Genomic DNA, 13,143 nt, shown 5'->3' with positions numbered 1-13,143 from the left:
GCCCATCGCGCCGCAGAGCGCGCGGCCCTCCCCGGGCCACCCGTGAATCCTTTGACTGCCCAAGCCCGCCACAGCCGTGGCGTAACCACAAGAAAGGGTCGGCCCAGCCGCCCCGACCGAGCTTGTCAGAGGACCGCCCCATGCGCCGTGCATCACGCCCCCGCCCGTTGCATCTCCCCCTACCGGCTCCGCTGACGACAATCGCCTGACCGCCCGGCACGCCTGCCGCGCCCGTCGGCCTGCGTGCCGGGTGCGTCCCCGACCGGGATACGCCCATGCGACTCGAACTCTTCCGCACCCTCTGGGGCTACACTGCGCCCCGCGCCCAGGCCCTGGAGGAACTGCGCGCCGCCGGCTTCGACGGCATGGAGGCGCGCCTGCCGCTGGACGCCGCCGAGCGCCGCGCCTTCGCCGGCCTGCTGCGCGACAACCAGCTGGCCTACATCTGCACCCTGTTCACCGCCTACGACGTGCTGCCGAAGCAGGCCGCACAGCCCGACGAGCACCTGGAGGACCTGGCCCGCAAGCTGGACCTGGCCGCCGAGCTGCAGCCGCGTTTCGTCAACCTGCTGGCGGGCAACGACCGCTGGCCGCTGGCGATGCAGGTGGACTTCTTCGGCCGCGCCCTGGAGGTCGCCGCCGGCCAGGGCCTGGCCTGCTGCTTCGAGACCCATCGCGCCCGCTCGCTGTTCAACCCCTGGGTCACCCTGGAGCTGATCCGCCAACTGCCGGAGCTGCGCTTCACCAGCGACATCAGCCACTGGGTGGTGGCCTGCGAGCGCCTGCTGGACGACCCCGAGGACGACCTCGGCCCCTTCGTCGAGCGTGTGCACCACATCCAGGCGCGGGTCGGCTACGACCAGGGGCCGCAGGTGCCCCATCCCGCCGCTCCCGAATACGCCGCCGCGCTGGACTTCCACGAGCGCCACTGGGAGGCGGTGTGGCGATCGCAGCAGGCACGCGGCTACGCCGTGACCACGCTGACGCCGGAGTTCGGCGCGGACGGTTATCTGCATCACCTGCCCTTCACCAACATGCCGGTCGCCGACCTCTGGTTCCTCAACCAGTGGATCGGCCAGCGCCAGCGCCAGCACTTCCAACGCCTCTTCGGCTGAGACGGAGCCACGACATGCACGCACAGGACACGGCCAGCAGTGCCTTCACCTCGATCCCGGTCATCGACATCGCCGGGCTGTTCAGCGAACGCCTGGGAGACCGCCAGGCGGTGGCGCAGGCCCTGGGCAAGGCGGCCCGCGAGGTGGGTTTCCTCTATATCCGCAACCACGGCATCGCCGCGGCACGCATCGACGGCCTGCGCCAGGCCGCACGGGACTACTTCGCCCAACCGCTGGACGCGAAGATGCGCCACTACATCGGCACCTCCGAGAGCCACAAGGGCTTCGTGCCCGAAGGCGAGGAGGTCTACTCCAAGGGCAAGCCGGACCACAAGGAAGCCTTCGACATCGGCTACGAGGTCAGCCGCGACGACCCGCTGTTCCTCGCCGGCACCCCGCTGCTGGGGCCCAACGACTGGCCGGGCGTTCCCGGCTTCAAGGACGCGGTGCAGGCCTACTACGCCGACGTCTTCGCCCTCGGCCGCAGGCTGTTCCAGGGCTTCGCCCTGGCCCTCGGGCTGCCGGAGGACTACTTCGACGCCATGGTCAGCCGCCCGCCGTCCAAGCTGCGCCTGATCCACTACCCCTTCGACGAGGCCGCCCAGGACGCCCCGGGCATCGGCGCCCACACCGACTACGAGTGCTTCACCATCCTGCTCGCCGACAAGCCGGGCCTGGAGGTGATGAACGAGGACGGTGCCTGGATCGACGCGCCGCCCCTGGATGGGGCCTTCGTGGTGAACATCGGCGACATGCTGGAGGTGATGACCGCCGGCGCCTTCGTCGCCACCTCGCACCGGGTGCGCAGCGTGCGCGAGGAGCGCTACTCCTTCCCGCTGTTCTACGCCTGCGACTTCCACACCCAGATCCGCCCGCTGCCGCAATTCGCCGGTGACGGCGCCCAGGCCTACGAGGAGATTGCCATCGGCGAGCACATGTGGGCCCAGGCCTTGCAGACGTACCAGTACCTGCGCCGGCGCGTCGAAGCCGGCGAGATCGCCTTGCCGGAGCGGGCGCGCAAGCCCTCCAGCTTCGGCCACCTGAAGAACCAGATGCAGCCGTCCTGAGCCGCACACATCCGCTGACCAGAGGAGCACCACCCATGAAGCCTTCCACCGCCCTGCGTTCCACCGCCCTCGCCGCCGCGCTGCTGGCCGCCGGCCTTGCCCAGGCCGACGTCGGCGTCGCCACCCCCGGCCAGCTCAAGGTCGGCATGGACATCACCTACCCGCCCTTCGAGTCCTACGAGGGCGACAAGGTGGTGGGGTCCGACCCGGACCTGGCGCAAGCCCTGGCCAAGCAGTTGAAGCTGGACGTCGCCTACGTCAACACCAAGTTCGCCGGGCTGATCCTCGGCCTCAATGCCCGCCACTTCGACACGGTGATCTCCGGCATGTACATCACCCCGGAACGCACCGCCCAGGCGCTGGCCATCCCCTACGCGCAGACCGGCGCCTCGATCCTGGTCAAGGCCGACGCCGAGGCCAGGCCGCAGACCCCGGAAGAGCTGTGCGGCCTCAAGGTCGGCCTGCAGCAGGGCACCACCTGGGTCACCCAGCTGCAGGAGCTGTCCTCCAGCTACTGCACCGCCAACGGCAAGGGCGCCATCACCGTCAGCGAGTACCCCTCCGCCCCCGAGGCCACCCAGGCGATGATCTCCGGCCACATCCAGGCCCAGGTGGAGATCGCCGGTGCGGCGAAGCAGATCGCCGAGCGCTCGCGCCAGCGCGTGGTGGTCAGCACCCCGGGGCTGATCTACAAGCAGACCCTCGGCATCTATGTGCAGAAGGACAACAAGGCGCTGCACGATGCCCTGCTCACGGCCCTCGCCGGCGCCAAGGCCAGCGGCGAGTACGCCGCGATGCTGAGCAAGTACAGCCTCGAGGCCCCCGCCGCCAATTGAGAGTGACGGCGGCGCCGCGCCAGGGCGCCGCCCCGTTTCCCGCTACACGGGCCCGCCCTCGCAGGGCGGGTCGACCGAGGTGCCCATGCAATTCGAATGGTCGTATTTCTTCTCGCTGTTCTCGCTGGTCGATTTCTGGAAGGCCTGCGTCACGGTGATCGAACTGAGCACCCTGGCCTGGTTCATCGGCATGGTCCTGGGCTTTCTCCTGGCCAGCGCCAGGCTCTCCTCGCTGCCACTGTTGCGGGTGCCGGTGGGCCTCTACATCTGGTTCTTCCGCAGCGTGCCGCTGCTGGTGCTGGTGGTGTTCGTCTACAACCTGCCGCAGCTGTTCCCGGTCACCGGCAAGCTGCTGTCCAACCCCTTCCTCGCCGGCCTGTTCGCCCTGGTGCTGACCGAGGCCGCGTACATGGCCGAGATCCACCGCGGCGGGCTGATCTCGGTGGCCAAGGGGCAGAAGGAAGCCGGTCGCGCACTGGCCATCGGCGGGCTCGGCATCCAGCGCCTGATCGTCATCCCGCAGGCCTTCCGCATCTCCCTGCCGACGCTGATCAACGAATACATCACGGTGGTCAAGCTGACCTCGCTGGTCTCGGTGATCTCCCTCACCGAGCTGCTGATGGTCGGCCAGCGCCTCTACGCGCAGAACTTCCTGGTGATGGAGACACTCTGCGCCGTGGCCGCCTACTACGTGCTGATCGTCACCCTGTTCGGCTGGCTGCTGGGCGCGCTGGAGCGCCGTCTCGACCTCTCCCGTCGCGCCCCGCAGACGCTGACCGCCGAGGCCTTAGCCGCCCTGCGCGGCACGAGCCAGCACCTCGCCGCCCGGGTGGCGCGCGCCACCGGCAAGGGCACGCCGCCGGCGCTGCAACTGCAGAACATCCACAAGCGCTACGGCCGCCACGAAGTGCTCAAGGGCATCGAGCTCAAGGTGGGAGCGGGCGAGGTGGTGTCGATCATCGGCCCGTCGGGCTCGGGGAAGACGTCGCTGATCCGCACCATCAACGGCCTGGAGAGCATCGACCAGGGCGAGATCGTGCTCTTCGGCGAAACCTACATCACCTCGGGCGACAAACCCGGCAACGCCCGCGTGCGCCGGGGCGTGCAGCACATCGGCATGGTGTTCCAGAACTTCAACCTGTTCCCCCATCGCACCCTGCTCGACAACGTCACCCTGGCGCCGCGCTACCACGGCCGCCTGCCACGCCAGGAGGCGGAGGCCCGCGCCTGCGCGCTGCTGGACAAGGTCGGGCTGCTGGCCCATGCGCACAAGTACCCGCACCAGCTTTCCGGCGGCCAGCAGCAGCGGGTCGCCATCGCCCGCGCACTGGCGATGGACCCGCAGATCATGCTGTTCGACGAGCCCACCTCGGCCCTCGACCCGGAGCTGGTGGGGGAGGTGCTGAAGGTGATCCGCGACCTTGCCAGCGAGGGCATGACGCTGGTGATCGTCACCCACGAGATGGAGTTCGCGCTGTCGATCTCCGACCGGGTGATCCTCATGGAGGACGGCCTGGTCCAGGTCGACGCCAGCCCGCAGGCGATCCGCGAGAACCGCGCCGGCGAGCGCATCCGCCGCTTCATGGGGTTGCCGGAGCAAGAGCAGCGCGCCAGCGCCTGACCCCAGGAGGCGGAAACGAGAAGGGCAGCCACCCGGGCTGCCCTTCTTCATCGCGGACGGGTCCGCTTCACCGGAGCTGCGCCGCGCGCCTCAGACCACGCCTTGCGCCAGCATGGCGTCGGCGACCTTGACGAAGCCGGCGATGTTGGCGCCCTTCACGTAGTTGATCCGGCCGTTCTCCTCGCCATGGGCGACGCAGGCGTGGTGGATGTTCTGCATGATGCCGTGCAGGCGCTGGTCCACCTCGCCGGCGCTCCAGTGCAGGCGCATGGCGTTCTGGCTCATCTCCAGGCCGCTGGTGGCGACGCCGCCGGCGTTGGAGGCCTTGCCCGGCGCGTAGAGGATGCCGGCCTCGATGAAGATATCCACAGCCTCCAGGGTCGAGGGCATGTTGGCGCCTTCGGCCACGCAGATGCAGCCGCCCGCCAGCAGGGTGCGGGCGTCATCGGCATCCAGCTCGTTCTGGGTGGCGCAGGGCAGCGCGATGTCGCAGGCCAGGTTCCAGGGGCGCTGGCCGGCGATGAAGCGCAGCCCGGCGCCCTGCAGTTCGCTGAGGCGCCCGCGACGCACGTTCTTCAGCTCCATCAGCGCATCCCACTGCTCCTGGGTGAGGCCGCCCTCGGCGAACAGGGTGCCTTCGGAATCGGACAGGGAGATCACCTTGCCGCCCAGCTCCATGACCTTCTGCGCCGCGTACTGGGCCACGTTGCCGGAGCCGGAGATGGCCACGCGCTGGCCGTCGAAGCCGCTGTTGCGGCCCTTGAGCATCTCCTGGGCGAAGTACACGCAGCCGTAGCCGGTGGCTTCCGGGCGGATCAGGCTGCCGCCGTAGGCCAGGCCCTTGCCGGTGAGCACCGAGGTGAACTCGTTGGACAGGCGCTTGTACTGGCCGAAGAGGAAGCCGATCTCGCGGGCGCCGACGCCGATGTCACCGGCGGGCACGTCGAGGTCGGCGCCGATGTGGCGGTACAGCTCGCTCATGAAGGACTGGCAGAAGCGCATGACTTCGGCATCGCTCTTGCCCTTGGGGTCGAAGTCCGAGCCGCCCTTGCCGCCGCCCATGGGCAGCGAGGTCAGGGAGTTCTTGAACACCTGCTCGAAGGCCAGGAACTTGAGCACGCCGAGGTTCACCGAAGGGTGGAAACGCAAGCCGCCCTTGTACGGACCGATGGCGCTGCTCATCTGCACGCGGTAGCCGCGGTTGACCCGCACGCGGCCGGCGTCGTCGACCCAGGGCACGCGGAACAGGATGGCGCGTTCGGGCTCGACGAGGCGCTCGAGGATGCCGCCCTGCAGGTAGCGCGGGTTGGCCTCGAGGAAGGGCCAGAGGCTGCGCAGCACTTCTTCCACGGCCTGGTGGAATTCGGGCTGGTCGGGGTCACGCCGTTTCAGGCGGGCAAGATAGTTGTCGACGGATTCGGTCATGGCGTCCTGGCCTGCTCGTTCTGTTCAAAAGGGCGCTGACTCTAGCAAGGAAAATGCGCCCTACAGAAGTGCAAAATGACGCTTTATTGAATCTTTTTGGTGCAAATCTATAAAAGCCGCCGAAAGCCATAGGGATAAACCGCTCTGAAACGGCGAATGACCGACGCTTCCACTGCACCTTGTCGGAGCGCTTGCAGCCCTCATATGGCGCACCCCGGCCACGCAGGGCTCCGGCGCGTTCCTCGCGGGCCTGCGGACAGCCTTTGTATCCACGCATGTCCAGGGGAGAACCCGGCTTCTTCGAACCAGTCATAGCGATGTGCCATTTCGGCACCCACTCCAGGAGCTCATCCATGTACCGCTCGCGCATGCGTCCTTCCCTCCTCGCCGCCACCACGGTCACCGCCCTGCTGCTCGCCGGCATCGGCCAGGCCCGAGCGGGTGTCGAGATGGCAGGCTCGGCCAGCAGCTATGACAACCTCGCCGCCGTGGATAGCACCTCCCACGGTGGCCAACTGACGGAGAGCAATATCAGCGTCGGCGATGTCAAGGAGATGCAGAAGCACATCAACAAGCTGAATCAGCTGAGCAGCGATCAGGCCGACACCCTCAGCGCCCTGAGGCGCCAGGTGGACGACCTCAAGAGCGACCTGGAGGAGCAGGGACGCAAGAGCGACCAGCTGCAACGCAGCCTGGACGACCTGGCCCGCAAGGTGAAGTAAGCCGGGAGCGGAAACGAAAACGGAGCCTTTCGGCTCCGTTTTCTTGTGCAGCCCACCCGGCGTCGACCGGGGGATGACCTCAGGTCACTGGGCCAGCTTCTTGTGACGCACGCGGTGCGGCTGGGCAGCGGCATCGCCCAGGCGCTTCTTGCGATCGGCTTCGTACTCGGTGTAGTTGCCTTCGAAGAACACCGCTTGCGAGTCGTCTTCGTACGCCAGGATGTGGGTGGCGACGCGGTCCAGGAACCACCGATCGTGGGAAATCACGATGGCGGCGCCGGGGAAGTCCAGCAGGGCTTCTTCCAGGGAGCGCAGGGTTTCGACGTCGAGGTCGTTGGACGGTTCGTCGAGCAGCAGGACGTTGCCGCCCTCCTTCAGGGTCAGGGCCAGGTGCAGGCGGCCACGCTCACCACCGGAGAGGTCCTTGACGAACTTCTGCTGGTCGCCGCCCTTGAAGTTGAAGCGGCCGACGTAGGTGCGCGACGGGATCTCGTAGTTACCGATGCGGATCTGGTCGGAGCCGTCGGAGATCTGCTGGAACACGGTCTTGTTGCCGTCCAGGTCGTCGCGGCTCTGGTCCACGCACGCGAGCTTCACGGTCTCGCCGATCTCGATGCTGCCGGAGTCCGGGGTTTCCTTGCCCATGATCATGCGGAACAGGGTCGACTTGCCCGCGCCGTTGCCGCCGATCACGCCGACGATGGCGCCCTTGGGCATGGAGAACGACAGGTTGTCGATCAGCACGCGGTCGCCGTAGCCCTTGGTGACGTTCTTGAACTCGATGACCTTGTCGCCCAGGCGCGGACCGGCCGGGATGTAGATCTCGTTGGTCTCGCTGCGCTTCTGGAATTCCTGCGACTGCATCTCCTCGAAGCGCTGCAGGCGGGCCTTGGACTTCGACTGGCGGGCCTTGGCGCCCTTGCGCACCCACTCCAGTTCTTCCTTCATGGCCTTCTCGTGGGCCGACTGCTGCTTGGATTCCTGGGCCAGGCGGGCCGACTTGGTCTCCAGCCAGCCGGAGTAGTTGCCCTCGTACGGAATGCCCGCGCCACGGTCGAGTTCGAGGATCCAGCCGGCGACGTTGTCGAGGAAGTAACGGTCGTGGGTGATGGCCACCACTGTGCCCGGGAAGTCGTGGAGGAAGTGCTCCAGCCAGGCGACGGAATCGGCGTCCAGGTGGTTGGTCGGCTCGTCCAGCAGCAGCATGTCGGGGGCGGACAGCAGCAGGCGGCACAGGGCCACGCGGCGCTTCTCGCCACCGGAAAGGTGCTCGATGCGGGCATCCCAGGCCGGCAGGCGCAGCGCGTCGGCGGCGACTTCCAGCTGGCGTTCCAGGTTGTGGCCATCGCTGGCCTGGAGGATGGCCTCGAGCTTGGCCTGCTCGGCGGCCAGCTTGTCGAAGTCGGCATCCGGGTCGGCGTAGGCGGCGTAGACCTCGTCCAGGCGGGCCTGGGCGTCCTTGACGACGCTGACCGCTTCCTCGACCACTTCACGCACGCTCTTGGTCGGGTCCAGCTGCGGTTCCTGGGGCAGGTAGCCGATGTTCAGCTCGGGCATCGGCCGTGCTTCGCCGTCGAACTCGGTGTCCACACCGGCCATGATCTTCAGCAGGGTCGATTTGCCCGAGCCGTTGAGGCCCAGCACGCCGATCTTGGCGCCGGGGAAAAACGACAGGGAGATGTTCTTGAGGATTTCCCGCTTCGGCGGAACGACCTTGCTCAGCCGATGCATGGTGAAGACGTATTGAGCCATGGGTGACCTTGGTTCTGTGATCAGGGGTAAAAGGCGGGGACGCATGCGCTCCCGCGCGCGTGCGGCAAAGCTACCGGAATGGGCGAAGCAGGGCAAACGACGCTCGTCGGCCATGCTGGCACTCTGCCTCACTTCAAGGCATGCTAGCCCGCTTGTAAGCGCCGGACTACAGTTCAGTCGGCCAGCATCACCTGCCTATTTCGTCGTCATCGCAGGATTCGTCCAGTGCCCAAGCTTCGCCCCTCGACCACCCCGCGTGCGCCCGGAGAGCCGTACGGCCCGCCACTGCACCGCTCGGTCAAGGGGCTGTTGCTGGTGCTCGTGCTGTCCATGCTCAGCCTGCTGTTCTGGCAGCTGCAACAGGAATACCACCAGCTGAAGGACGGCCAGCGCCAACGCAGCCAGGAGCTGGCCCGCGAGATCACCAGCCACCTCGAAGGCAGCATGGATTTCAAGGCCCAGGCCGGCCTCGCCTTCCTCGCCCAGAGCGCCCGCCAGCCGTCCCCCGCACCCGGCCTGCTGGACAACCTCAAGCGCATCTACCCGGCCATGCGCAGCGTCGCCTGGCTGACACCGCGTGGCGGCATCGTCGCCGACAGCGACCCCGGCGCCGACGACGCGCTGTTCGTCGCCCGCCTCGCGCAACGTTCCGCCGGCCAGGCCGTGCACTTCTCCTTCAGCGCCCAGGACGGTGGCCAGCTCTACCTGATCCTGCGGGACATGCAGGCCGGCAGCGCCTGGCTGCTGCGGCTCGATCCGCAGGCGTTGCGCAACTGGATCCGCGAACAGGAGCGCGGCCAGTCCGGCTGGCTGCTGGAGGACCGTTTCAGCGACCGCGTGCTGCTGCACAGCGGCAAGGTCGCCAAGGACAGCCCCATCGTGATGCCGGTGACGGCGCTGGAAGAGTCCCAGACCCTGTTCATCGCGCCGCTCGCCAACAGCGACTGGCAGCTGCGCGCCCTCTACGACGAACGCCAGGTGCAGGCCGACCTGCTGCCGGGCCTGATCGGACGGCTGGCGCTGTTCCTCATCTGTGCCACCCTGGCGACCCTCGCGCTCCTCGTCCTGCAGCGCGAGCAACGCAACCTGCGCGAGCTCAACGACGCCTCGCGGCGCTCCCTGCGCCAGGCCGCCAGCGCCCTCGGCGTGATCGAGGAGCGCGTGGTGGTGACCTGGACCGACGGTGTCGTCTGCTACCTCAACGCCCGCGCCGAGGCGATGTTCGGCATGAGCAGCGAAGAGTCCCAGCAATACCACCTGCTGGCCCTGCTGCCCGGGCTGGACCCGCTGCTGCTGCACGCCACCACCTTCCCCAACGACCTCGGCCCGGACCTGGTGCCCGCCGGCGTCGATGGCGAGCAGCGCCTGTTCGCCGTGACCCGCAGCGACCTCAACGACGGCGCCAAGCTGATCGGCTACGTCTGGGTCCTGCGCGACGTCACCGAGGAGCAGCAGGCCCTGCGCGTGCTGCAGGAAACCCGCCGGCGCTACCAGGACATCTTCGAAGGCACCGGCGTCGCCCTCTGCGTACTCGACCTGTCCACCCTGCGCGAGCACCTGTTCCAGCTGGGCCTGCGCGATACCCAGGCCCTCGCCCAGTGGATCGACACCCATCCCGGGCGCCACGGCGAGCTGCTGCAGCGCCTGCGCATAACCGAGGTCAACCAGTTCGCCCTGCGCCTGCTCGGCGTCGGCAGCAGCGAACAGGTCTGGCAGCTGTTGATCGGCCACGGCCCGCTGCGCAACGGGGGCATCCGCGCCCAGCTCATCGGCGCCGTGCTCGGCAGCCAGTCGCAGATCGAACTGGAGACCCGCATCGTCACGCCCCAGGGCACCGAGCGGCATCTCTGGGTGGTATTGCGCCTGCCGGAAATGATCCAGGACCTGCACGCCGTCACCCTCAGCATCAGCGACATCACCAGCCGCAAGCGCATCGAGCTCTCGCTGATCGAGCGCGAGCGCTTCTGGTCCGACGTGGTGCTGGCCGTGCCGGACACCCTCTACGTGCACGACATCGGCAACCGCAAGGTGATGCTCAGCAACAACCGCCTCGGCCAGCAGCTGGGCTACAGCCGCAGCGAGTTGAAGGCGATGGGCGAGCGCTTCTGGGAGCAGGTGCTGCACCCCGACGACGAAGAACAGTACTGGCGCATGCGCAGCCTGCAGCAGGTGGTCGGCGACGGCCTGCTGCTGCAGTGCCAGCTGCGCTGGCGCCACCGCGACGGCAACTGGCACTGGTTCGATATCCGCGAGCAGGCGCTGACCCGCGATGAAAACGGCCGGGTCAGCCGCCTGATCGGCGTGGCCAAGGACATCACCGAGCAGATCGAGGCCAGCGAGCTGATGCGCGAGAGCGAACGGCGCTATCGCCTGCTGGCCGAAAGCATCAGCGACGTGATCTTCACCAGTGATCGCGAGATCAACCTCAACTACGTCAGCCCCTCGGTGCAGCCGGTGCTGGGCCTGAGCCCGGAATGGGTGATCGAGCACGGGTTCAACGGCACCGTGGCCAACCCACGCCAGCTCGCCTCGCTGTTCGTGCTGATGGACAAGGTCAACCACGCCCTGGGCGATCCCCAGCGCCTGGCGGAACTGCGCGACCAGCTGCCGCCCCAGCTGTTCCTGTTCGACTGCCTGCGTGCCGACGGCCGCAAGATCCCGGTGGAGCTGCGCATCATGCTCATGTGGGACGAGCACGGCCGCTTCGAAGGCCTGCTCGGCGTCGGTCGCGACATCAGCCAGCAACGCCGTGCCGAGAAGGACCTGCGCATGGCGGCCACGGTGTTCGAGCACTCCACCTCGGCGATCCTGGTCACCGACCCGGCCGGCTATATCGTCCAGGTCAACGAGGCCTTCAGCCGCATCACCGGCTACTCATCCGCCGAAGTCCTCGACCAGCTGCCGTCAGTGCTCACCGCCGATCGCCAGCAGGCCACCCAGCTCAACTACATCCTCGGCCAGCTCAACCAGCGCGGCAGCTGGGAAGGCGAGGTCTGGCTCAAGCGTCGCCAGGGCGACACCTACCCCTCCTGGATCGGCATCACCGCCGTGCACGACGAGGAAGGCGACCTGGTCAGCTACGTCTGCTTCTTCAGCGACATCAGCGAACGCAAGGCCAGCGAGCAGCGCATCCATCGCCTGGCCTACTACGACGCCCTCACCCACCTGCCCAACCGCACGCTGTTCCAGGACCGCCTGCACACCGCGCTGCAGCATGCCGAGCGGCACCAGGAATGGGTGGTGCTGATGTTCCTCGACCTCGACCGCTTCAAGCCGATCAACGACTCCCTCGGCCACGCCGCCGGCGACCGCATGCTCAAGGACGTGGCCATCCGCCTGGCCGCCTGCGTCGACGACGACGACACCGTGGCGCGCATGGGCGGCGACGAATTCACCCTGCTGCTGCAACCGCGCACCACCCGCGAGGGCGCGCTCAACCGCGCCATCAACGTGGCCGAGCAGATCCTCGCCAGCCTCGCCCGGCCCTTCGTGCTCGAAGGCCGCGAGTTCTTCGTCACCGCCAGCATCGGCATCGCCCTCAGCCCGCAGGACGGCCGCGAGCTGAGCCAGCTGATGAAGAACGCCGATACCGCGATGTACCACGCCAAGGAGCGCGGCAAGAACAACTTCCAGTTCTACCAGGCCGAGATGAACGCCCGCGCCCTGGAGCGCCTGGAGCTGGAGAGCGACCTGCGCCACGCCCTGGAGCAGCGCGAATTCGTGCTCTATTACCAGCCGCAGTTCTCCGGCGACGGCAAGCGCCTGACCGGCGTCGAGGCCCTGCTGCGCTGGAACCACCCGACCCGTGGCCTGGTGCCGCCCAATGACTTCATCCCGGTGTTGGAAGAACTCGGCCTGGTGGTGGACGTCGGCGACTGGGTGCTGCGCGAGGCCTGTCGCCAGCTCAGGCACTGGCACCATCAGAAGATGCGCCTGCCGAAGATCTCGGTGAACATCTCCGCCCGCCAGTTCGCCGACGGCCAACTGGTCGAACGCATCTCCACGATCGTCGCCGAGAGCGGGCTGCCGCCGGCGTGCCTGGAGCTGGAGCTGACCGAATCCATCCTGATGCGCGACGTCGGCGAAGCCATGCAGATCCTCGCCAGCCTCAAGCGCCTGGGCCTGTGCATCGCGGTCGACGACTTCGGCACCGGCTACTCCTCGCTCAACTACCTCAAGCAGTTCCCCATCGACGTGCTGAAGATCGACCGCAGCTTCGTCGACGGCCTGCCCGACGGCGAACGCGATGCACAGATCGCCCGCGCCATCATCGCCATGTCCCACAGCCTCAATCTCGCGGTGATCGCCGAAGGCGTCGAGACCCACGCCCAGCTGGAGTTCCTCCGCGAGCACGGCTGCGACGAAGTGCAGGGCTACCTCTTCGGCCGCCCCATGAGCCCCGAGCAGTTCGAAGCCCAGTTCGGCGGCGCGGCGCTGTTCATGCTCAGTTGAGCGACACACGAAGCCGGCAACGACCGCCCCGAACCAGCCGCTGTGATGGGCTTCTGGTTGTCATACGAATGAAGTTGAATATTTCCTACAGCCCTGCCAGATTGCGCTTCGCTATTTAAGTGTTGCAAAGGATTGCAAGTACGAAGCGACCCC

The 13,143-nt window shown here is 67.5% G+C and carries 8 protein-coding genes; 6 read left to right on the top strand and 2 right to left on the bottom strand.

Annotated features, from left to right (window positions below; all coding sequences use genetic code 11):
• Positions 1-275 precede the first annotated feature (275 nt).
• From DMX10_RS03025 to DMX10_RS03010, 4 genes are all read left to right on the top strand, one after another.
• Positions 276-1,115 (top strand): sugar phosphate isomerase/epimerase, encoded by an 840-nt coding sequence (locus tag DMX10_RS03025; RefSeq protein WP_111259715.1) that lies wholly within the window; start codon positions 276-278, stop codon positions 1,113-1,115.
• Between the two features lie 14 nt (positions 1,116-1,129).
• Positions 1,130-2,182, top strand: a complete 1,053-nt coding sequence (locus DMX10_RS03020) for an isopenicillin N synthase family oxygenase (RefSeq protein WP_111259714.1) — start codon at positions 1,130-1,132, stop codon at positions 2,180-2,182.
• Positions 2,183-2,217: 35 nt separating this feature from the next.
• On the top strand, positions 2,218-3,018 hold the full coding sequence (locus DMX10_RS03015; protein ID WP_111259713.1) for an ABC transporter substrate-binding protein: 801 nt from the start codon (positions 2,218-2,220) through the stop codon (positions 3,016-3,018).
• A gap of 85 nt (positions 3,019-3,103) precedes the next feature.
• Entirely contained in the window at positions 3,104-4,639 is a 1,536-nt protein-coding gene (locus DMX10_RS03010) for an amino acid ABC transporter permease/ATP-binding protein (RefSeq protein ID WP_111259712.1), read from the top strand.
• A gap of 90 nt (positions 4,640-4,729) precedes the next feature.
• Here DMX10_RS03010 and gdhA read toward each other — a convergent pair whose 3' ends face one another.
• Entirely contained in the window at positions 4,730-6,064 is a 1,335-nt protein-coding gene (gdhA, locus tag DMX10_RS03005; RefSeq protein ID WP_111259711.1) for an NADP-specific glutamate dehydrogenase, read from the bottom strand.
• Between the two features lie 353 nt (positions 6,065-6,417).
• Between gdhA and DMX10_RS03000 the strand changes: the two genes are divergently transcribed.
• Positions 6,418-6,786 carry a hypothetical protein gene (locus DMX10_RS03000; RefSeq protein WP_111259710.1) on the top strand — a complete coding sequence of 123 codons (369 nt, stop codon included), beginning with the start codon at positions 6,418-6,420 and terminating at the stop codon, positions 6,784-6,786.
• An 84-nt stretch (positions 6,787-6,870) separates the two neighbouring features.
• Here DMX10_RS03000 and ettA read toward each other — a convergent pair whose 3' ends face one another.
• Complete coding sequence (ettA, locus tag DMX10_RS02995) at positions 6,871-8,538, bottom strand: energy-dependent translational throttle protein EttA (protein WP_111259709.1); 1,668 nt, start codon at positions 8,536-8,538, stop codon at positions 6,871-6,873.
• Between the two features lie 330 nt (positions 8,539-8,868).
• Here ettA and DMX10_RS02990 point away from each other — a divergent pair, with 330 nt between their 5' ends.
• Positions 8,869-12,990: a bifunctional diguanylate cyclase/phosphodiesterase gene (locus DMX10_RS02990; RefSeq protein WP_111259783.1), complete on the top strand. Its 4,122-nt coding sequence runs from the start codon at positions 8,869-8,871 to the stop codon at positions 12,988-12,990.
• The last annotated feature ends 153 nt before the right edge of the window (positions 12,991-13,143 follow it).

This window comes from Pseudomonas sp. 57B-090624, assembly GCF_003234055.1.
GTDB classification, from domain to species: domain Bacteria; phylum Pseudomonadota; class Gammaproteobacteria; order Pseudomonadales; family Pseudomonadaceae; genus Metapseudomonas; species Metapseudomonas tohonis.
The sequence above is the reverse complement of the archived record's forward strand: the minus strand, read 5'-3'. Positions and strand labels throughout refer to the sequence as shown.

Bases quoted from the DNA above. Each gene is read 5' to 3' on its own strand.
- DMX10_RS03025 (WP_111259715.1), top strand. From the start codon at position 276: ATGCGACTCGAACTCTTCCGCACCCTCTGGGGCTACACTGCGCCCCGC.
- DMX10_RS03020 (WP_111259714.1), top strand. From the start codon at position 1,130: ATGCACGCACAGGACACGGCCAGCAGTGCCTTCACCTCGATCCCGGTC.
- DMX10_RS03015 (WP_111259713.1), top strand. From the start codon at position 2,218: ATGAAGCCTTCCACCGCCCTGCGTTCCACCGCCCTCGCCGCCGCGCTG.
- DMX10_RS03010 (WP_111259712.1), top strand. From the start codon at position 3,104: ATGCAATTCGAATGGTCGTATTTCTTCTCGCTGTTCTCGCTGGTCGAT.
- gdhA (WP_111259711.1), bottom strand. From the start codon at position 6,064: ATGACCGAATCCGTCGACAACTATCTTGCCCGCCTGAAACGGCGTGAC.
- DMX10_RS03000 (WP_111259710.1), top strand. From the start codon at position 6,418: ATGTACCGCTCGCGCATGCGTCCTTCCCTCCTCGCCGCCACCACGGTC.
- ettA (WP_111259709.1), bottom strand. From the start codon at position 8,538: ATGGCTCAATACGTCTTCACCATGCATCGGCTGAGCAAGGTCGTTCCG.
- DMX10_RS02990 (WP_111259783.1), top strand. From the start codon at position 8,869: ATGCTCAGCCTGCTGTTCTGGCAGCTGCAACAGGAATACCACCAGCTG.